This window comes from Glycomyces sp. NPDC021274 (assembly GCF_040641195.1).
Taxonomy (GTDB): Bacteria; Actinomycetota; Actinomycetes; order Mycobacteriales; family Micromonosporaceae; genus Glycomyces.
On record NZ_JBFADC010000011.1, the window covers coordinates 64,061 to 84,066 of the forward strand.

Sequence of the window (20,006 nt, forward strand, 5' to 3'; positions counted from 1 at the left end):
CGGTCGCTCACGATCGCAGTGCCGGGCGGAACCGTGGGCCGGTCGCGTCGTCGATCGAATCCGCCGGATGCGGACGAAGCCGCAACGGCTCGAAGGACTTGCGATCGACCCTACGAGCGCTTGACATGCCTGTCGATGGTCATTTCACTGGCGGGCATGGACGAAACCACGGCCCGAGTCGGCGTCGGTCGCCCGCCGGAAAGACGCGGAAGCGACTGGTCGCACCGGTCGAGTGACTCGGCGAAGACGATAGGGTACGCCGCGCGCATTCGGAATAGGCATTGCAAAGCCGCAGCACCGCCAGACCAGCGGAGTGGCGACATGGCCGGTGACGGAAAAAGATGGTGTGGAGGTGGGTACGGGATTCGAACCCGTGTGCACGGCTTTGCAGGCCGTTACCTAACCACTCGGACAACCCACCCTGACGCGAAAGGCCCAAGCCTTGTGAACCTGGGCCTAACTCGCTTCTGTGGACGATACTGGGATTGAACCAGTGACCTCTCCCGTGTCAGGGGAGTGCTCTCCCGCTGAGCTAATCGTCCGGGATAGCGCTCTTTCGAGCTCCGAGCGGACGACCGGGATCGAACCGGCGACCTACACCTTGGCAAGGTGTCGCGCTACCAACTGCGCTACGTCCGCATGTCATTTCCAGGGGCTTTTTCGTTCCCCCGGCGACGGGATAGAACTTTACCCAATGCCCGGCCGAGCGTCCACCGGGGGGTCGGGGCTTCCGGCTTCAAGCCATGTTGTCGCAGCGCTCTGGCAGAATCCTCCCGTGGCTCAAGCTATCGATCAACGCATCGCCGAAGAACTCTCGGTCGGCGCCCATCAAGTCCGCTCGGCCGTCTCGCTTCTCGACGACGGCTCCACCGTTCCGTTCATCGCCCGGTACCGAAAAGAGGCCACCGGGGGCCTCTCCGACGAGCAGCTGCGTGCGCTCGAGGAGCGCCTCGGTTACCTGCGCGAATTGGAGGCCCGCCGCAAAGCGGTGCTCGAATCGATCAGTGAGCAGGGCAAACTCACCGAGACGCTCGCTGCGCAGATCGATGCCGCCGACACGAAGTCGCGGCTCGAAGACCTCTACGCGCCCTTCAAGGTGAAGCGCCGCACGAAGGCGCAGATCGCCCGCGAAGCGGGCCTGGAACCGCTCGCGGAACTGCTTTTGAGTGATCCCTCACAGGACCCCGAGACCGCGGCCGCCGCGTACGTCGACGCCGCGAAAGAGGTACCCGACACTGCCGCGGCGCTGGCCGGGGCGCGCGCGATCCTCACCGAGCGGTTCGGCGAGGACGCCGACCTCATCGGCGACCTGCGCGAACGCATGTGGCGGCGGGGCCGGCTGGTCTCGAAGGTCCGCAGCGGGGCCGAGGAGAAGGGCGCGAAGTTCTCGGACTACTTCGACTTCGCCGAGACGTTCACCACGCTGCCCTCCCACCGGGTGCTCGCGCTCATGCGCGGCGAGAAGGAGGAGGTGCTCTCGCTTTCGCTGGAGCCCGGCGAGTCGGAGGCGGACGGGGCCGACTGCGAGGCCGTGATCGCCGCGAAGTTCGGGATCCGGGACGACGGGAGGCCCGCCGACGCGTGGCTCGCCAAGACCGTCTCGTGGGCGTGGCGCACGCGCATCCTCGTCAAGCTGGGCGTGGACCTGCGGATGCGGCTGTGGCAGCTCGCCGAGGACGAGGCCGTGAAGGTCTTCGCCGCGAACCTGAAGGACCTGCTGCTCGCGGCCCCGGCCGGGCCGAAGACCGTGATGGGCCTCGACCCGGGCTACCGCACCGGCGTGAAAGTGGCCGTCGTCGACCCCACCGGCAAGGTGCTCGACGCGACCGCGATCATGCCGCACCAGCCCCAGAACCGCTGGGACGCTTCACTGGCGACCCTAGGCGCACTCGTCGAGAAGCACGGCGTGCAGCTCATCGCCATCGGCAACGGCACGGCCTCCCGCGAGACCGACCGCCTCGCGGCCGACCTCATCAAAGCCGTGAACGGCACCACCGAACTGGCCAAGATCGTCGTCTCCGAAGCCGGGGCCTCGATCTACTCGGCGTCGGCGTACGCCACGAAGGAGCTCCCGGGCATGGACGTGTCCCTGCGCGGGGCCGTCTCGATCGCGCGGCGGCTCCAGGACCCGCTCGCGGAGCTGGTGAAGATCGAGCCGAAGCACATCGGCGTCGGCCAGTACCAGCACGACCTGACTGAGTCCAAACTCACCAGATCCCTTGAGGCCGTTGTCGAGGACGCGGTGAACGCGGTCGGCGTGGACCTGAACACCGCTTCCGTCCCGCTGCTGTCGCAGGTGTCGGGGCTCTCGGAGAGCGTGGCCGCGAACATCGTGGCGTACCGCGACGAGCACGGCCGCTTCGCCGACCGGAAGGCCCTCCTGAGCGTGCCGCGCCTGGGCCCCAAGGCCTTCGAGCAGGCCGCCGGGTTCCTCCGGGTCGCCGGCGGGGCCAACCCGCTCGACGCCTCGGCCGTGCACCCCGAGGCCTACCCGGTGGTCGAGCGCATCCTCGCGGCCACCGGCGCGCCGATCGGCGGCCTCGTGGGCGACGCGAAAACGCTCCGGAAACTCAAGCCCGCCGACTTCGCCGACGACCGCTTCGGCGTGCCCACGGTCTCGGACATCCTCGCCGAGCTCGAGAAGCCCGGCCGCGACCCGCGCCCCGAGTTCAAGGCCGCCACGTTCAAGGAGGGCGTGGAGAAGGTCTCGGACCTCGAGCCCGGGATGCTCCTGGAGGGGGCCGTGACGAACGTGGCGGCCTTCGGGGCGTTCGTCGACATCGGCGTCCACCAGGACGGCCTGGTGCACATCTCGGCGCTGGCCAACCGGTTCGTGTCGGACCCGCGCGAGATCGTCAAACCCGGCGACGTGGTCAAGGTGAAGGTGGTCTCGGTCGACCTGCAGCGCCAGCGCATCGCGCTCACCATGCGCCTGGACGACGAGGTGGCGGCCGGCGGCGCCGAATCACGCGGCGGCGGCCAGCGCCAAGGCGGTGGCGGCAAGGGCGGCAAGGGGGGCGGTCGGCAGCAGCCGCGCCAGCAGCGCGGCGGCCAGCAGGCGGCCCCGCAGAGCGCGATGGCCGAGGCGCTGCGCCGGGCCGGGCTCACGAAGTAGCGTCGAAAGGAGCGCCCGGCTCCGGTCGGGCGCTCCTCCTGCCTAGGCTTGGGGCGTGTTCGACCGCTTCTCCGACCGCAAGGGCGATGTGATCGTCGGCGTCGCCGCAACCGCTTTCGTCGTCGGCTGGGACTTGATCGTCCTGGCGTTGGGCGGCCCGTGGAGCGAGGGGCTCTTCGAGCCGCTGGGCTGGGCGGTGACCGTCGTCGCGTGCGCAGTGCTGTTCGTGCGCAGCCGGTTTCCGCTGACGGTCACGATCACCACCTTGGCGTGCTCGATCCTGTACTACCCGTCCTCGTCGATCGACGGCCCGACGCTGCTGACGTTCATCATCGCCCTGTACACGCTCGCGGCGCTCGGGCGCATCCGGGCCGCGAGCGCCGTCACCGCCGGTGCGTTCCTGGTGCTGCTCATACCCGAGGTGATGAGCGGGTTCGCCCACATCTCCCTGGTCTCGACGATCCTCATGGCGGGCTGGTTCGTCGCCATCGTCGCGCTGGGCGAAGTGGTGGCCCGGCATCGGGCCTACCGGGCCGAGGCCGAGAACGCGCTGGGGGAGGCCCGGAGGCGCAGCGTCGCCGAGGAGCGGCTGCGGATCGCGCGGGAGCTGCACGACGCGGTCGGGCACCATTTGTCGCTCATCAACGTGCAGACGGCGGCGGCGCTGCGGAAGCTCCGCAAGGACCCGCTGCACCGGACCGAGGAGACGCTGCAGGTGATCGCGGAGACGAGCCAGTCGTCGCTGCGGGAGCTGCGGGCGATGGTCGGGGTGCTGCGCGAGCCCGGGGAGGACTCGCCGACGGGACCGGGGCCGAGCCTGGAGCAGCTGCCGCTGCTGGTCGACGCGGCGCGGGCGTCGGGGCTGGAGGTGGAGCTGCGCGTGGACGGGCGGGCGGCGCTGCCGGTGGCGGTGGACGCGGCGGCGTACCGGGTGGTGCAGGAGTCGCTGACGAACGTGCTGCGGCACGCGAAGGCGCAGCGGGTGCAGATCAAGGTGGTCACGGGGACGTCGACACTGGCGGTGGCGGTGGTCGACGACGGTGGCGGCGATGCCAAGGGCGCCAAAGGGGCGGGCAACGGGTTGACGGGTATGCGCGAGCGGGCGGAGGGCCTCGGCGGTACCTTCGACGCGGGGCCGCGCGATGACGGCGGCTTCTCGGTCGAGGCCACGTGGCCGCTGGAGGTTGACAGGTGATCCGGGTGATGCTGGTGGACGACCAGCGGCTGGTGCGGGCGGGGTTCGCCTCGATCCTCGGCGACGAGGAGGACATCGAGCTGGTCGCGGAGGCGAGCGACGGGGCGGAGGCTCTGGAGCTGGCGCGGCGGCACCGCCCGGACGTGGTGCTCATGGACATCCGAATGCCCAATGTGGACGGCTTGGAGGCGACCGAGCGGATCGGCCGGGACCCGAAGCTGGACGCCGTCAAAGTGGTGATCCTGACCACTTTCGACGAGGACGACTACGTGTACCGGGCGCTGCGCGCGGGGGCGAGCGGGTTCCTTGTCAAGGACACCGATCCGGACGAGCTGCTGCACGCGATCCGGGTGGTCGCGGTGGGCGAGGCGCTCATCGCGCCGAGGGTGACGCGGCGGCTCATCGCGGAGTTCGCCGGGCGGGTCGCCCGGCCGGAGCCGAGCTCGAAGCTGAACGCGCTCACCGAGCGCGAGACCGAGGTGCTCAAGCTCGTGGCCACGGGCATGAGCAACGACGAGATCGCCGGGTCCCTGTTCCTCTCCCCCGCGACAGCGAAGACGCACGTCAGCCGCATCATGTCGAAGCTCTCGGCGCGCGACCGGGCGCAGCTGGTCGTCACGGCCTACGAATCGGGGCTCGTGCGTCCTACGTGGACGGACGGGTCGTAGCTACCGGTCGCGGGGGGCTTTGAGGAAGTCCTCGTAATCGGCGGCCTCGTCGGCGTCGAACTCGGCCAGCCGCCTGAGCAGCTCGGCCTCGGCCGAGCGGCTCTCGGCCGCATCGGGCGAGGCGGCCCGCCAGGAGAGGCCGTGGATCTCGGCCTCAATGCCCGGGGCGTGCACGAACAGGGCCTCGGCGAGGTCCACGACGTAGTTCGCCGGGCGCGCCAGCGGCGCGACCTCGCGGATCACGTCTTCGGGGCGGGCCTTGCCGCCGGAGCGGCGGCGGGCGAGCGCGTCGCCGCCCTTGACCGCGAGGGCCGCCGCGAGCGCGCCGATGATGAACCCCAGGAAGACCGCCGTGCCCGCGTCGAGCGGCGTCAGCAGGGCCGCGGCCACTGCGATCGCCGCCGCGAAGAGGAGGTACACGAGCATGCTCGCGGGTCGGCGCATGAAGTCGAACCAGGGCGGCACGGGGCCGGCGAACCCGTCGAGGGCCCGGTCCAGCCGCACGGCGGCCTCGTCCAGGCCCGATGACCGGTCGGGGGCGGTGATGATCGCCTTCCTGGTGCGCGCGCCGCGCACGATCCAGGCGATGCCGTCGACATAGGGCTCGGTCATGCGGGGTTCCTGTCCAGGGAGGGGGCTGCGGGGGCAGCAGGCAGTCTATGCGGCGCCGTCAAGGCGCCCGTGCGACTGGTGACGTACGCCGAGGGCAGCGCCTCATCCCTGGGACGTACGGCGAATACCGCTGCTGAGGCGATGCGGCGGAGCGGCCCGGGCCACGACAGTTGTCGGCATGGAACCACACCTTGCCGCAAAGCCCTCGGCACTCGCGCGGCTGTCCGGTTGGACGCAGCGCCGCCCGCTGATCGCACTCCTCCTCTGGGTCCTCGTGTTCGCCGCCGCGATCGGCGCCTCCGGCGCGGTCGGCTCAGCCTTCGAAGACGACAACTCGATGCCCGGCACCGAGTCGCAGGAGCTCTCCAACCTGCTCGACGAGCGCGCCCCGGAGGCGAACGAACTGTCCGTGCAGGTGGTCTTCGCCGCGGACGACGTGGCCGCGGAGCGGGACCGCGTCGCGGCGTTCCTCGCCGACCTGGCCGACGAGCCGGGCGTGACCGCCGTGAGCGACCCGTTCGCCGAGTACGGCGCGGTCAGTGAGGACGGCACGGTCGGCTACGCGACCTTGACCTGGGACGGGACCACCGCTGAGGCGGCGGACCTGATCCCCAAGGCCGAGGAGGCCTCCGGTGGCGGCCTCGAGTTCGCCTTGGGCGGCGACGTGATCCGCGAGGCCGGGGAGGGCGGCGGTGGCGCGGCCGAGGGCATCGGCATGCTCGCGGCCCTCGTGATCCTCGTGTTCATGTTCGGGTCCCTGCTGGCCGCGAGCCTCCCGCTCATCACCGCGCTGTTCGCCGTGGGCACCGCGTTCTGCCTCTCGATGCTCGTGTCCCATGTGGTCATACTGCCGACGTTCCTGACGCCCATCATGTTCCTCGTCGGCTTCGGTGTGGGCGTGGACTACGCGCTCCTGATCTTCGCCCGCTTCCGCGCCGAACTCCAGCACGGCGCGAGCCGCAAGGCGGCGGCCGCGACGGCGCTCGACACGGCCGGGCGCTCGGTCCTGTTCGCCGGCTCGGTGGTGATCGTGGCGCTCATGGGCCTGTTCGCGCTGGGCCTCGGCTCGCTCCAGGCGGTCGCGATCGCGGTGGCGCTCACGGTGCTCGTGACGATGCTCGCCTCGGTGACGCTGCTGCCCGCGCTGCTGGCGCTGTTCGGCAAGCGGATCGAGAAGTCCGTGCGCAAGAAGGCCGCGAAGGCCAAGCGGGCCCCGGGCTCGCGCTGGATCGGCTGGTCGCGGTTCGTGGAGCAGCGGGCGTGGCTCGCGATCATCCTGGTGACCGGCGGACTCGCGGCCCTCGCGACGCCGCTGCTGGACCTGCGGCTGGGCTTCGCCGACGCCGGGACGGACGCGGAGACCACGACCAGCCGCGAGGCGTACGACCTGCTCTCCGACGGGTTCGGTGAGGGCTTCAACGGTCCGCTCATGGTCGTCACCGACGGCACCGAGGCCGAGGCGAACGCGGCGTTCGCGGCCATGTCCGACATGGACACGGTCGCGATGGCCTCGCCGCCGTTCGCGATCGGCGACGACCTGTGGATGTCCACCGTCGCGGGGACGTCGGGACCGGCAGACCAGGCCACTGTGGACCTCGTGCACGAACTGCGCGACGAGGTGCTGAACGACGTCGCGGGCACGCAGCTCGTCGGCGGCTCCACCGCCGCCGCGATCGACTTCAGCGACATCATGATCGAGAAGGCCCCGCTGTTCCTCCTGTTCGTGGTCGGGCTCTCGCTCCTGCTCTTGATGATCGTGTTCCGCTCGATCCTCATCCCGATCAAGGCCGCAATCCTCAACCTGATGACCATCGGCGCGAGCCTCGGCGTGGTCGCGTGGATCTTCCAGGAGGGCATGTTCGGCATCCCGGCCGGACCGGTCGAGGCGTTCGTGCCGGTCATGTCCTTCGCGATCATCTTCGGGCTCTCGATGGACTACGAGGTGTTCCTCATGTCGCGGATGCGCGAGGAGTGGCAGCGCACCGGCGACCCGGTCGAAGCGGTCCGCAGAGGCCTCGCGTCGACTGGCGGCGTGGTGACCGCCGCCGCGGCGATCATGATGGCGGTCTTCGGATCGTTCGTCCTCGACGACGCCCGCCTGCTCCAGCAGTTCGGCATCAGCATGGCCGTCGCGATCTTCATCGACGCCTTCGTGATCCGCTGCCTCCTCGTCCCGGCGATCATGAAGGTCATGGGCAGGGGCGCCTGGTGGATGCCGCGGTGGCTCGACAAGGCCATGCCGCACGTCACCGTCGAACCGGAGACCGAGCCGCAGCCGGCCGAACGCGAAATGGCCGCAACCCGCTAGCCCTGCAAGGAAACAGGAACACCGCGGCCCCGGCGCTTAGCCCGGGCCGCGGTGCTGTCAGTCGGGCCGGACGGCGGCGCTGCGCATCGCGGCGATCTCACCGGGCTGCGAGAGCCGCATGACCGCGCCGATCTCGGCCATGTACTTTCGCTGCTCGGCGGGGAAGCGCGCGAGCACCTTGGCCGGATCCGCCAGGAGGTCGGTGTAGATCTCGAGACCCTCGGCGTAGAAGAGGTCGACCAGGCGCGGCTCGCCCGCGGGCGTCGCCATCACGTTGCTCGGGTTGCGGTCGAGGCCGCGCCAGTACGGGACCGCCTCCGCCGCTTCGGCGCTCAACTTCTCGGCCTCGGCCCGGACCGCCGCAACCGGGCCCTCCACATCGGCGTCCCAGCGCCGCCACACTTCGGCGGCCCGGTCCTTGTCGGTCGGCACCAGGAACTCCAGCACCGTGAGCCGACCGCCGCCCTCGAGCGGCGCGTCGAGCTCGATCCGGGGCAGCAGCGGATTGCCCGCCAGCGCTCGGCACAGCCGCACGAACACGCCGTAGGCCGGTTCGAACGGGCTCACCCTCGCGGCCAGCTCGCCGTCCGGCGAGCGCCACACCGTGGCCCAGTCCCCCACCCCGCACACGTTCCACCCGTCGGCCAGCAGCCACCCGGCCGCCTCACGGTGGTTCAACTCCGCCAGAGCGGTCGGATCTGACGGGAACCCTCGCAGCACATCGCTCACGCCCGCAGCCTACGCAGCGCCCCCGCGATCGCAAAACGCCTTTTTCGCACCGCCGGCGCATGCGGCTTTCGCCGCTTCGGCTCAGCTCGCGTTCGGAGGCGTCCGCCGTGTCGCGTTTTCGGGAAGGCGCACTGTCCGCCCGGGTTGGGTCTAGCCTCGTGGATAGGAGCGTTATCGCAGGTGGAACGGGGTGGTTGCGATGATCGAATTGCTCGCCAGGAACTGGGCCTGGGTGCTGGTTCGCGGTGTCTTCACGATCATCTTCGGGGCCATGGCCGTGTTCTGGCCCGGCATCACGCTGTACGTGCTCGTCATCCTGTTCGGCGCTTACGCCATCGTGGACGGCATCACCGCGATCGTCATGGGCGCCAGGCGGTCCAGGGGCCGGGGCGTGCTGATCGTCATGGGCGTCGTCGGCGTGGTCGCCGGTCTGATCGCCCTGTTCTGGCCCGGGATCAGCGCCCTCGCGCTGCTCTACGTGATCGCGATCTGGGCGATCATCTCCGGCCTCGTCTCGATCGTGAGCGGCTTCGGGCTCTCGCGGGACGCGGGCGGGCGCTGGCTGTTCGTCATCTCCGGCCTCGCCGGGGTCGTACTGGGCGTCCTGCTGCTGGCCAACCCGGAGGAGGGCGCGGTCGCGCTGGTCGTGACCATCGGATTCTTCGCGATCATCTGGGGCTTCTTCACGGTGTTCAGTGCCGTGCGGCTGCGGCGCCTGGACAAGGAGCTTGACGCCCGCCAGGACTTCACGGATATTTAGGTCTGTAAATATTAGACGGAGCGCGGGGTTGGGCGCGCGCCCCGGACGACTCGGAGTCGCCATGCACCCCCCGCAGCACGCCGTCCGCAACGCCGTGAGGGCCGCCTTGGTGGTCCTCACGGCGCTGTTCGCGATCCTCGCCGCCGCCGGCCCCGCCTCGGCCGCGCCGACCTCATTCAGCGCCTGGGACCGGGGCGAGGACGGCTGCACGGTGTTCGCGACCGCCGGCGAGGCGGACTGGTCCGTCCTCGGCATCCCCGAGATGCCGCCGGTGAAGCTCACCGGCAAGACCTACACCTACGCCGACGGCCAGATGTGCCTGCCGGTCGTCCCGCGGGACCGCCACGTCGAGTTCATCGGCTACGACCGTGACGGCAAGCCGGTCGCCGAACTCACGGTCCCCGTCTCGACCGACGGCGGGTCCTCCTACACCGAGTACCTCACCGGCCCCTACGGCACGCAGATCGAGTACCTGACCGTCGCCATCTGCGTCACGCCGTCCGAGCTCGGGTCGGGCGCGGTGCGCGACTGCGGCGAGACCCGGGTCGTCCACCGCCAGCCCGTCCGCGGCTAGCGAACGCGACAGCGGCCCGTGCGAGGCACGGGCCGCTGAACGGTGAAGGCGGCGGACGCTACTCGGTCCAGGCCCGCCAGGCGTCGATCTGCTCGCGCACCTGCGCGAGCTGGTCGGCCACCGGCTTCGGGCCCGTCGAGCCCGGCGTCGTGCGGCCCGCGAGCGCGCCGTCCACATCGAGCACGGCCTTGACGGTCGGGTCGAGGTGCTCGGAGATGCCCGCCAGGTCGGCGTCGGCGATCTCGTGCAGCTCGATGCCGCGCGCCTCGCAGTGGGCCACGCAGGACCCGGCGATCTCGTGGGCGCTGCGGAACGGGACGCCCTTGCGCACCAGCCAGTCCGCGATCTCCGTGGCGAGGCTGAACCCGGTCGGGGCCGAGGCGCGTGGGACCTCGGTGTTGAACCGCATGGTCGCGACCATGCCCGTGACGGCCGGGAGCAGGAGCGCCAGGTTGTCGAGCGAGTCGAAGACCGGCTCCTTGTCCTCCTGGAGGTCCTTGTTGTACGTGAACGGCAGGCCCTTGAGGGTGACGAGCAGACTCGTCAGGTTGCCGACGAGGCGGCCCGACTTGCCGCGCGCGAGCTCGGCGACGTCCGGGTTCTTCTTCTGCGGCATGATCGATGAGCCCGTGGAGAACGCGTCGTCCAGTGCGACCCAGCCGAACTCCTGGCTCGACCAGAGGATGACCTCCTCCCCCAGGCGGGAGAGGTGGATGCCGACCATCGAGCACACGAACAGCAGCTCGGCCGCGAAGTCGCGGTCGGAGACGCCGTCGAGCGAGTTCGCGACGGGGCCGTCGAAGCCCAGCTCCTCGGCCACGGCGACCGGGTCGAGCGGGAGCGAGGAGCCCGACAGCGCGCCCGAGCCCAGCGGGGACAGCGCGGCGCGCTTGTCCCAGTCCCGCAGGCGGTCCAGGTCGCGCAGGAGGCCCTGCGCGTGCGCCAGGAGCTGGTGGCCGAGGGTGATCGGCTGGGCGTGCTGGAGGTGGGTCATGCCAGGCGCGGGCGCGTCCACGAGGCCGGCGGCCTGCTCGGTCAGGGCGCTGACCAGGTCGGTGAGGTCCGCGGCGAGGCCCTTCGCGTGGTCGCGGCAGTACAGGCGCAGGTCCGTGGCGATCTGGTCGTTGCGCGAGCGGCCGGCGCGGAGCTTGCCGCCGAGGTCGCCGAGGCGTTCGACGAGGCCGCGTTCGAGCGCGGTGTGCACGTCCTCGTCGGCCACGGTGCCGGTAAAGGCGCCGGAGGCGACGTCGTCGCCGAGCTCGTCGAGGGCGGCGAGCATCTTCTCGAGCTCGTCCGCGGTGAGCAGCCCGGCGCGGTTGAGCACGCGCGCATGGGCTTTGGAGGCCTTGAGGTCGTACGGCGCGAGGCGCCAGTCGAAGCCGATCGAGGCGTTCAGGGCCTCGAGGGCGGCGGCCGGGCCGCCGGAGAAGCGGCCTCCCCACAGTTTCGCCATTACGCGGCGTCTCCCTTGGTGTGCTTGACGGTCATTGCTGGTGCTCCTTGGCGTCGTTCACGGGCTCGTGGGCGGCATAGGGGTCGGGTCCCTTGCCGGCCCAGTGCAGCATCTGGTCGGCCACCTGGGCGCCCGTGACGCCGTCGCGGGCGATCACGGCGATCGTGTCGTCGCCGGCGATCGTGCCGATGACGTCGGACAGGCCCGAGCGGTCGATGGCGCTGGCGAGGTACTGGGCCGCGCCGGGCGGGCAGCGCAGGACCGCCATGTTGCCGGAGTGGTCGGCGCCGACGAGGAGTTCGCGCAGGAGCCGCTGCAGGCGGTCCGAGGCGACCTCGGTGTCCCGAAGGGGCCGTTCGCCTTCCGCGAAGATCGAGTAGACGGCGGAGCCGCCGTCGGTGCCGCGCACCTTGACCGCGCCGAGCTCTTCGAGGTCGCGCGAGAGCGTGGCCTGGGTGGCCTCGATGCCGTCGGCGGCGAGGAGGCTCGCGAGCTCGGTCTGGGAGCGGATCGGGCTGCCCGAGATCAGCTCGACGATGCGGGCCTGGCGGGCGGCCTTCGTGGTCGGCTGGTTCATCGCCGGTCCTTGAGGAGCCAGGCGAGGAGGGCCTTCTGGGCGTGGAGCCGGTTCTCGGCCTGGTCGAACACGCGCGAGCGGGGGCCGTCCATGACCTCGTCGGTGATCTCCTCGCCGCGGTGGGCGGGGAGGCAGTGGAGGACGATCGAGTCGGGGGCGGCGTGGGCGAGGAGGTCGCCGTTGAGCTGGTACGGCGTCAGCTCCTGGATGCGGTTCTCGCTGTCGGCCATGCCCATCGAGACCCAGGCGTCGGTCGTCACGACGTCGGCGCCGGTGACGGCCTCGACCGGGTCGGCCGTCACCTGGACGGATCCGCCGGTCTCGGCGTTGATGGCGGCGGCCCGGGCCAGGACCTCCGGGGCGGGCCGGTAGCCTTCGGGCGCGCCGACGCGGACGTGCATGCCGGCCATCGAGCAGGCGATCACCGTGGAGTTGCCCATGTTGAACGCGGCGTCGCCGAGGTAGGCGATGCTCGTGCCCTTGAGCGGCCGGTGCTCGGCGATGGTCTGGAGGTCGGCGAGGAGCTGGCAGGGGTGCCAGCCGTCGGTGAGGGCGTTGACGACCGGGACGTTCGCGTGGGCGGCGAGCTCCTCGATGCGGTCGTCGCCGAAGGTGCGGATCACGATCGCGCTCGCGTACCGCGAGAGGACCCGGGCGGTGTCGGCGACGGTCTCGCCCCGGCCGAGCTGCGTGGACTGGGCGTCGATCACGACCGAGTGCCCGCCGAGCTCGGCGATGCCGATGTCGAAGGACAGCCGGGTGCGGGTGGAGGGCTTCTCGAAGACGACCGCGACGGACTTGGGGCCCGCGAGCGCGGGGAAGCCGTGGCGGTCGGCCTTCATCTTCGCGGCGAGGTCGAGGATCTCGGCCTGCTGCGCGGGGGTGAGGTCGTCGTCCTTCAAGAAGTGCTTGACGGTCACGGTCGACCTCCTGGGGCATGAGGCTTGCTGGGCGAAGCCCCTCCGGTTCGGGGAGAGGCGTCGCGAAGCGGCGCCGGCGGGTGCGGGTACACGATGTCGAGGGTCTCGATGAGCTTGTCGCAGAACGCGTCCAGCTCCGATGCGGTGATCGTGAGCGGAGGTGCGATCCGGACGGTGTCGGGGCGGGGGGCGTTGGCGAGCACGCCGAGGCCGATGAGGTGCTCGACCGCTGCGGCCGCGACGGGCTCGGTGAGGTTGATGCCGCGCCACAGCGCCTGGCCGCGGACCTCGGTGACCCGGGGGTCGGCGAGGAGCCGGTCGCCGAGGCGCTGCCCGAGGGTGAGCACGTTCGCGAAGAGGTGGTCCCGCTCGATCGTGTCGATCACCGCGAGGGAGGCGGCGCACGCGATCGGGTTGCCGCCGAAGGTGGAGCCGTGGACGCCCTTGGTGAAGAGCGCGGCGGCCGGTTCGGTGGCGAGGACCGCACCGATCGGGACGCCGCCGCCGAGGCCCTTGGCGAGGGTCACGACGTCGGGGACGATCCCTTCGGCGTGGTGGGCGAACCAGGCGCCGGTGCGCCCGAACCCGGACTGGATCTCGTCGAGGACCAGCAGCGCGTTGTGCTCGGTCGTCAGTGCCCTTGCGGCCTTGAGGTATCCGGCCGGTGCGGGGACGACCCCGGTCTCGCCCTGGGTGGGTTCGAGGAACACCGCGGCGACGGTGTCGTCGACCGCGGCCTTGAGCGCGTCGGCGTCGCCGTAGGGCACGAACACGACGTCGCGGCCGAAGGGCCCGAACGGTTCGCGGATGGCGGCCTTGCCGGTGATCGACAGCGCGCCGAGGGTGCGGCCGTGGAAGCCGTTCTCGGTGGCGACGATCCGGGGCTTGCCGTGGGCGGTGCCGTGGAGGATCGCGAGCTTGAGCGCGGCCTCGTTCGCCTCGGTGCCCGAGTTGCAGAGGAAGGCCCTGCCGGGGTTGCCCCACAGGTCGAGCAGCTTCTCGGCGAGCTCGACCTCCTTCTCGTGCAGGAAGAGGTTCGAGGTGTGGGCGAGGCGCGCGGCCTGGTGGCTGACGGCCTCGACGAGCGCGGGGTGGTTGTGGCCGAGGCTGGAGACGGCGATGCCCCCGATCATGTCCAGGTACGTGTTGCCGTCCACATCGGTCACGTACCGGCCCTCGCCCTCGCGGATCGCGACGGGCGGGAGGCCGTAGTTGCCCATGAGGGCCGCGGCGTACCGGGCCTTGATCTGCTCCGAGTAGGTCATTTCGACTCCTGGACCATCGTGCCGACGCCGTCGGTCGTGAAGATCTCCAGCAGGGTGGAGTGGGGGACGCGGCCGTCGATGACGTGCGCCTGCGGGACGCCGCCCTTGACCGCGCGCAGGCACGCCTCCATCTTGGGGACCATGCCCGCCTGGAGGGACGGCAGCATCTCCGCGAGCCTGTCGGTGGTGACCTGCCGCAGGAGCGAGTCCTTGTCCGGCCAGTTCTCGTAGAGGCCTTCGACGTCGGTGAGGACGATGAGCTTCTGCGCGCCGAGGGCTTCGGCGAGCGCGGCGGCGGCGGTGTCGGCGTTGAGGTTGTAGAGGACCCCGTCGTGGTCGAGGGCCACAGTGGAGACAACCGGGATGCGCCCGGCGTCGATGAGGTCGTCCACGGCCGCGGTGTTAACGGAGGCCACGTCGCCGACGCGGCCGACGTCCACCTGCTCGCCGTCCACGTCGGCCCAGCGGCGCTTCGCGGTGAACAGCTGGGCGTCCTCGCCGGACATGCCGACGGCGAACGGCCCGTGGTTGTTGATGAGCCCCACCAGCTCCCGGCCGACCTGGCCGACCAGGACCATCCGGACCACGTCCGCGACCTCAGGGGTGGTGACGCGCAGGCCGCCCTTGAACTCGGAGTCGATGCTCAGCTTCGCGAGCATCGAGGAGATCTGCGGGCCGCCGCCGTGCACCACGACGGGCTTGATGCCCACGTAGTGCAGGAACACCATGTCCGCGGCGAACGCGGCCTGCAGCTCGGGGTTGATCATGGCGTTGCCGCCGTACTTGACCACCACGATGGAGCCGGTGAAGCGCTGGAGCCACGGCAGTGCCTCAATGAGGGTCTCGGCCTTGCCGAGGGCCTTCTGGAGGTGCGGGGCCAGGTCGTCTATCGCGCTCATGTGCTGTACGCCGAATTCTCGTGAACGTAGTCGTGGGACAGGTCGTTGGTCCAGATCGTGGCCGAGGCCGGGCCGTTGTGGAGCTCGATGTCGATCAGTACTTCGCGGCCCTTGAGGTCGACGAGGTCGCGCGGTTCCCCGGCGGCGCCGGCCTTGCAGATCCACACGCCGTTGACGGCCACGTCGACCGCGTCCGCGTCGAAGGGCGCCTTGGCGACGCCGACGGCGGCGAGGATGCGCCCCCAGTTCGGGTCGGAGCCGAACAGCGCGGTCTTGACGAGGTTGTCGCGGGCCACGCAGCGGGCGACCTCCACGGCGTCGTCCTCGGTCGCGGCGCCCGAAACGGTGATCGTGACGTCCTTAGTGGAGCCTTCCGCATCCGAGAGGAGCTGGTGCGCGAGGTCCTTGCACAGCTCCGTGAGCGCGGTGATGAACGCGTCCGCTTCGGCCTCGACGCCGGAGGCGCCCGAGGCGAGGAGGAGCACGGTGTCGTTGGTGGACATCGACCCGTCGGAGTCGAGCCGGTCGAACGAGTACCGGCAGGCGGTGCCGAGTGCGGCGTCGGCGAGCGGTGCGTCGACCACCGCATCGGTGGTGAGGACGACGAGCATCGTCGCGAGGCCGGGGGCGAGCATGCCCGCGCCCTTCGCGATGCCGCCGACCGACCAGCCGGCGGGGCTGCGGACGACGGCGTTCTTGGCCACGGTGTCCGTGGTCATGATCGCGGTCGCGGCCTGCTCGCCGCCGTCGGCCGCGAGCGCGGCGGCCGCGGCCTCGACGCCGGGCAGGAGCTTGTCCATCGGCAGCTGCTCGCCGATGAGGCCGGTGGAGCAGACCGCGATCTCGACGGCGCCGCAGCCGAGGAGCTCGGCGGTCTTCTCGGCGGTGGTGTGCGTGTTCTGGAAGCCCTGCGCGCCGGTGCAGGCGTTCGCGCCGCCCGAGTTGAGGACCACGGCCTTGAGCCGACCGGTGGTGAGCACCTGCTGGGTCCACTTGACCGGCGCGGCCTTCACGCGGTTGCCCGTGAAGCGGCCCGCGGCGACCTGCAGCGGGCCCTCGTTCACGACGAGCGCCATGTCCGGCTTCCCGGAGGCCTTGAGCCCGGCGGTGACGCCGGAGGCCTTGAAGCCCTGCGGAGTCGTGATCGTCATGGTGCCACTCCGTTCACGGTGAGGCCCGCGGCCTCGGGGAGGCCGAGCATGAGGTTGGCGCACTGCACGACCTGGCCGGCCGCGCCCTTGCCGAGGTTGTCGACCGCCGCGGTCACGATGATCCGGCCCGAGTCCTTGTCCACAGTGCCCTGGAGCTGCACGGCGTTCGTGCCGTACGTCGCGGCCGTCGAGGGCCACTGGCCTTCGCGCAGGACGCGCACGAAGTGCTCGCCGTCGTAGGCCTTCACCAGCGCGGCGTGCACGTCCGCAGCGGTCACGTCGCCGGCGGCCTTGGCGGTCACCGTGGAGATGATGCCGCGCGGCATCGGCGCCAGCAGCGGCGTCATCGAGATCGAGGCGGCGCCGGAGGCCTGCTTGATCTCGGGCACGTGCTGGTGCGCGCCGACCTTGTACGGGCTCATCGAGCCCATGACCTCGCTCGCGAGGAGGCTCTTCTTCGGGGCGTTGCCCGCGCCGGAGGTGCCGGAGGCGGCGACGACCACCACGTCCTCGGGCGAGGCGATGCCGGCATCGAGGAGCGGCCGCAGGGCGAGGATCGTGGCCACGGCGTAGCAGCCGGTCGCGGCGACCCGCGTCGAAGCACTGATGGCCTCGCGCTGGCCGGGCAGCTCGGGGAGGCCGTACGTCCAGGTCCCGGCGTGCGGGCCCGGGTAGTAGGCTTCCCAGGCCGCGGCGTCCTCGAGCCGGTGGTCGGCCCCGAGGTCCACGATCTTCTGGCCGGCCGGGAGCTGGGCGGCGAGCGCGGCCGACTGGCCGTGCGGGAGGGTCATGACGACCAGGTCGGCCTCGGCGAAGGCCTCCGGGCCGGTCGGGGTGAAGCGTCGGTCGCCGTACGCGGTGAGGTGGGGGTGGACTGCGGTGATGTACTCACCGGCGTTGCTGTGCGCGCCCGCGGCGACGACGTCGAGCTGCGGGTGGTCGGCGAGCAGCCGGAGCACCTCGCCCCCGGCGTAGCCGCTGGCGCCCGCCACGGCGACCTGAAAAGTCACTGGAAACCTCCATGCTGAATGACTATGCAGAGTACTGTATCAGCATTCAGCCGTGACAGGGCGGTCGTATTCCGGACACTGGGACGTGATCATCGCCCCTGTTCGCGCGCGACGACCGACCGCCGGCCGCCCAACGCCGCGCCCTGCTCTCAACGCGCCTGCTCGCGAGCAAAGATGGCCGCCTGCACCCGGCTGGCCAGGCCGAGCTTCGCCAGTACGCGCGTGACGTGCGACTTCACCGTCGCCTCGGCCATGCCCAGTTCGCCAGCGATCTCCGCGTTCGACATGCCCTCGCCGATGAGCGCGAGCACCTCGGTCTCGCGCGGCGTGAGGTTCGCCAGCCCGGCGCCGTCGACCGCGATCGGGGCGTAGGCCGGGCGCGAGCGCGCGAACTCGGCGATGAGGCCGCGCGTGACCGCCGGGGAGATGAGGCCGTCGCCGCGCGCGATCGTGCGCACCGCCTCGACCAGGGTCTCGGCGTCCGCGTCCTTGAGCAGGAACCCGCTGGCCCCCGCCCGGAGCGCGTCGAACACGTTCTCGTCCTCGCCGTAGCTGGTCAGCACCAGCACGTCGGCGACGCCCCGCAGCTCGGCCGCGGCGGCGATCCCGTCCTTGCGGGGCATCCGGACGTCCATGACGACCACATCGGGGTGGAGTTCCCTCGCGAGCGCGACGGCCTCGACCCCGTCGGCGGCCTCGCCGACCACCTCGATCTCCTCGGCGCTGTCGAGGAGCATCCGCAGTCCGGCGCGGACCGCCGCGTGGTCGTCGGCGAGCAGGACCTTGATCATCGTTGTGCACTCCGTTTCGGGAATCGGCTTGCTGCGGGCGCTTGCGGCGGCTCCTCGAGTCCCCCGGTGGGGATCTCGGCGCGGACCCGCCAGCGGCGGCCCTCGGGCCCGGCCCGCACCTCGCCGCCGAGGATGCGCACCCGCTCGGTCATGCCGACCAGGCCCGCGCCTCCGCTGAGCACGTCTCCGGCGCCGGGGCGCACTGCGTTCTCGACCTCCACGACGATCCACGCATCCTCGTAGCGGATCGCGACCGAGGCGTCCGAGCCGTACTTCAGCACGTTCGCCAGCGCCTCCTGCACCACCCGGTAGGCGGTGAGCTCCACTTCGCCCGGCAGCGCCCGCGCGGGCCCCTCCACGGCGAAGTCCACGTCGAGGCCGACCTTGCGCATCCGCTCGACCAGCTCGGGCACCTGGTCGAGCCGGAACGACGCCAGCTCCTCGCCCGCGCCGCCGTCGGCCCGCAGCAGGCCGATGATGCGCCGCAGCTCCGCCAGGCCCTCCACGCTCGAGGAGCGGATCGCGGCCACCGAGGTCCGCACCGTCTCGGCGTCCAGGTCCTTGCGGGCCTGGAGGGCCGTGGACTGCAACGCGATCGCCGACAGGTAGTTGGCGACGGTGTCGTGCAGTTCGCGCGCCATCAGGGTGCGCTCGCGCAGCACCGCCTCGCGGCGGCGCACGTCCGCCAGGCGGGTGGCCTGCTCGGCCCGCTCGGACTCCAGCGCCGCCCGCTCATGGGCCTGGCGCACGATGATCGCCGAGAAGATCGGCGAGATCAGGACCAGCGCACTGATGGCCAGCATGCTGATGACCGCGGCGGCCCTGCCGTCCGTCGCCGCGATGTAGATCCCGGTGGCGAGCACCGCGGCGACCGCGATCGGCACCATGGCGCGCAGTCCGCGCCGTGAGCCGTACCGGGCGTACGCGTACAGGTTCTCGCTGAACACGAACACGACCGCGAGCGAGAACCCGATCGCGACCTCGATGCCGAAACCGATGAGGCCCAAGGCGAGCGCCATCCCGGGCCAGGTGCGCCGCACTACGACGCCCGCGCAGACCAGGGCCAGCGGGACGAACCGCACCGCCTGCGGCACCTCGATGCCGAACCGCTCGTAGCTGCCGAGCGCGAGCAGGGCCGAACCCACGGCGAACAGCAGGACGGCGGCGATCACGGCGGAGCGCTGCACGCCGCGGAAGCGGTCGGCGAGGGGACGGGGCGGCGGGCTGGTCATGGTCCCATCCCATCATGTCCGGGAGGTCCCGGCCTCAGTCTGGATGCCTAACCGCGCCTCCGACTTTGGTCGCACCCGCCTCGAGCGCACCACCCGGCGCCGGCCCTGCGGAGCGTGGGCCGCCCGGCCGCGGCCGTCGTGTTCGCGGTCCTCGCGGCCGAGAACACGGCGGTCGCCACGTCAGAATGCATCCTTAAAGGACACCGATCAGGTTGAGGGCCCAGGTCGGCTCGTCGGTGGGGAAGTCGCTGTACCAGTCACCGTTCTCGAGCTCGTTCACCGCGGAGCCGATGAACGCGAACATGATGATGTAGTACGCGATCAAGACGATGGTCGCGGCGACGCCGATCCAGCCGAGCACGACGCCCGCCGTGGCCATGCCCTCGCCCTGCTCGCCGGTCTCGCGGATCTGGCGCTTCGCGATGCTGCCGAAGATGAGTCCGAGGATGCCGATCGGGCTGCACACGCCGACGATCCCGCAGATCATCGCCGCGATCGCCATGCCGTTCGTGGGGCGCGGCGGCACGTAGGGCGGGTACCCGTAGGGCTGCGGCGGGTACGGCGCGTACGGCGGCGGGGCGGGCTGCTGGTACGGCTGCTGCGGTTCCTGCGGCTGGGAGTACGGGTCGGGCATGGTCATCGGGGGCACCTCTCAGAATGAACTGCCACCAGCTTAAGCGCTCCGAGCCAGCCTCTTGTGCCCCAGCGCCCGCCGTCTCGAACGCGGTGCCGTCACGCAGGGCCCGC

The 20,006-nt window shown here is 71.1% G+C and carries 18 protein-coding genes and 3 tRNA genes; 6 read left to right on the forward strand and 15 right to left on the reverse strand.

The features are described from left to right. Positions 1–347 precede the first annotated feature (347 nt). The 3 genes from AB0I03_RS21370 to AB0I03_RS21380 form a co-directional block, all read right to left on the reverse strand. Positions 348–421: transfer RNA gene (locus AB0I03_RS21370), tRNA-Cys, on the reverse strand. A 49-nt stretch (positions 422–470) separates the two neighbouring features. Continuing rightward, a tRNA-Val gene (locus AB0I03_RS21375) sits at positions 471–542 on the reverse strand. Positions 543–566: 24 nt separating this feature from the next. Further along, a tRNA-Gly gene (locus tag AB0I03_RS21380) sits at positions 567–639 on the reverse strand. 136 nt (positions 640–775) lie between these two features. Between AB0I03_RS21380 and AB0I03_RS21385 the strand changes: the two genes are divergently transcribed. The 3 genes from AB0I03_RS21385 to AB0I03_RS21395 are packed head-to-tail and all read left to right on the forward strand — an operon-like array spanning position 776 to position 4,978. Beyond that, positions 776–3,115 (forward strand): Tex family protein, encoded by a 2,340-nt coding sequence (locus AB0I03_RS21385; protein WP_360415480.1) that lies wholly within the window; start codon positions 776–778, stop codon positions 3,113–3,115. A gap of 55 nt (positions 3,116–3,170) precedes the next feature. Further along, positions 3,171–4,310: a sensor histidine kinase gene (locus AB0I03_RS21390; protein ID WP_360415482.1), complete on the forward strand. Its 1,140-nt coding sequence runs from the start codon at positions 3,171–3,173 to the stop codon at positions 4,308–4,310. Continuing rightward, a complete protein-coding gene (locus AB0I03_RS21395) occupies positions 4,307–4,978 on the forward strand; it encodes a response regulator transcription factor (RefSeq protein WP_360415484.1) in 672 nt (223 codons plus the stop codon). The genes AB0I03_RS21390 and AB0I03_RS21395 overlap by 4 nt, the downstream gene beginning before the upstream one ends. Here the strand turns inward: AB0I03_RS21395 and AB0I03_RS21400 are convergent, their stop codons facing one another. After that, positions 4,979–5,590, reverse strand: coding sequence for a hypothetical protein (locus AB0I03_RS21400; RefSeq protein WP_360415486.1), 612 nt, complete (start codon positions 5,588–5,590; stop codon positions 4,979–4,981). It abuts the gene before it with no gap. Positions 5,591–5,768: 178 nt separating this feature from the next. Here AB0I03_RS21400 and AB0I03_RS21405 point away from each other — a divergent pair, with 178 nt between their 5' ends. Continuing rightward, positions 5,769–7,898 carry an MMPL family transporter gene (locus tag AB0I03_RS21405; protein ID WP_360415488.1) on the forward strand — a complete coding sequence of 710 codons (2,130 nt, stop codon included), beginning with the start codon at positions 5,769–5,771 and terminating at the stop codon, positions 7,896–7,898. A 57-nt stretch (positions 7,899–7,955) separates the two neighbouring features. Here the strand turns inward: AB0I03_RS21405 and AB0I03_RS21410 are convergent, their stop codons facing one another. Beyond that, positions 7,956–8,627, reverse strand: coding sequence for a hypothetical protein (locus AB0I03_RS21410; RefSeq protein ID WP_360415490.1), 672 nt, complete (start codon positions 8,625–8,627; stop codon positions 7,956–7,958). A 199-nt stretch (positions 8,628–8,826) separates the two neighbouring features. Between AB0I03_RS21410 and AB0I03_RS21415 the strand changes: the two genes are divergently transcribed. Both AB0I03_RS21415 and AB0I03_RS21420 read left to right on the forward strand, forming a co-directional pair. Further along, a complete protein-coding gene (locus tag AB0I03_RS21415) occupies positions 8,827–9,387 on the forward strand; it encodes an HdeD family acid-resistance protein (protein ID WP_360415492.1) in 561 nt (186 codons plus the stop codon). Positions 9,388–9,448: 61 nt separating this feature from the next. After that, entirely contained in the window at positions 9,449–9,961 is a 513-nt protein-coding gene (locus AB0I03_RS21420; protein WP_360415494.1) for a hypothetical protein, read from the forward strand. A gap of 58 nt (positions 9,962–10,019) precedes the next feature. On the opposite strand, the gene argH is transcribed toward AB0I03_RS21420, so the two are convergent. The 10 genes from argH to AB0I03_RS21470 form a co-directional block, all read right to left on the reverse strand. Further along, positions 10,020–11,414 carry an argininosuccinate lyase gene (gene argH / locus AB0I03_RS21425; RefSeq protein WP_360415496.1) on the reverse strand — a complete coding sequence of 465 codons (1,395 nt, stop codon included), beginning with the start codon at positions 11,412–11,414 and terminating at the stop codon, positions 10,020–10,022. Positions 11,415–11,445: 31 nt separating this feature from the next. Further along, positions 11,446–11,991: an arginine repressor gene (locus AB0I03_RS21430; protein ID WP_360415498.1), complete on the reverse strand. Its 546-nt coding sequence runs from the start codon at positions 11,989–11,991 to the stop codon at positions 11,446–11,448. Next, positions 11,988–12,911 (reverse strand): ornithine carbamoyltransferase, encoded by a 924-nt coding sequence (gene argF / locus AB0I03_RS21435; RefSeq protein WP_360415499.1) that lies wholly within the window; start codon positions 12,909–12,911, stop codon positions 11,988–11,990. The genes AB0I03_RS21430 and argF overlap by 4 nt, the downstream gene beginning before the upstream one ends. Continuing rightward, the gene (locus AB0I03_RS21440) at positions 12,908–14,176 is read right to left on the reverse strand and encodes an acetylornithine transaminase (protein ID WP_360415500.1); all 1,269 of its coding nucleotides are present in this window, start codon (positions 14,174–14,176) and stop codon (positions 12,908–12,910) included. Before AB0I03_RS21440 ends, argF begins: the two co-directional genes overlap by 4 nt. After that, on the reverse strand, positions 14,173–15,075 hold the full coding sequence (argB, locus tag AB0I03_RS21445; RefSeq protein ID WP_360415502.1) for an acetylglutamate kinase: 903 nt from the start codon (positions 15,073–15,075) through the stop codon (positions 14,173–14,175). Before argB ends, AB0I03_RS21440 begins: the two co-directional genes overlap by 4 nt. Further along, the gene (gene argJ, locus AB0I03_RS21450; protein WP_360415504.1) at positions 15,072–16,226 is read right to left on the reverse strand and encodes a bifunctional glutamate N-acetyltransferase/amino-acid acetyltransferase ArgJ; all 1,155 of its coding nucleotides are present in this window, start codon (positions 16,224–16,226) and stop codon (positions 15,072–15,074) included. The genes argB and argJ overlap by 4 nt, the downstream gene beginning before the upstream one ends. After that, the gene (argC, locus tag AB0I03_RS21455; RefSeq protein ID WP_360415506.1) at positions 16,223–17,236 is read right to left on the reverse strand and encodes an N-acetyl-gamma-glutamyl-phosphate reductase; all 1,014 of its coding nucleotides are present in this window, start codon (positions 17,234–17,236) and stop codon (positions 16,223–16,225) included. Before argC ends, argJ begins: the two co-directional genes overlap by 4 nt. 149 nt (positions 17,237–17,385) lie before the next feature. Further along, a complete protein-coding gene (locus tag AB0I03_RS21460; protein ID WP_360415508.1) occupies positions 17,386–18,027 on the reverse strand; it encodes a response regulator transcription factor in 642 nt (213 codons plus the stop codon). Next, positions 18,024–19,259, reverse strand: a complete 1,236-nt coding sequence (locus AB0I03_RS21465) for a histidine kinase (protein ID WP_360415510.1) — start codon at positions 19,257–19,259, stop codon at positions 18,024–18,026. Before AB0I03_RS21465 ends, AB0I03_RS21460 begins: the two co-directional genes overlap by 4 nt. Before the next feature lie 193 nt (positions 19,260–19,452). Next, a complete protein-coding gene (locus tag AB0I03_RS21470) occupies positions 19,453–19,899 on the reverse strand; it encodes a DUF4190 domain-containing protein (RefSeq protein ID WP_360415512.1) in 447 nt (148 codons plus the stop codon). Positions 19,900–20,006 lie beyond the last annotated feature (107 nt).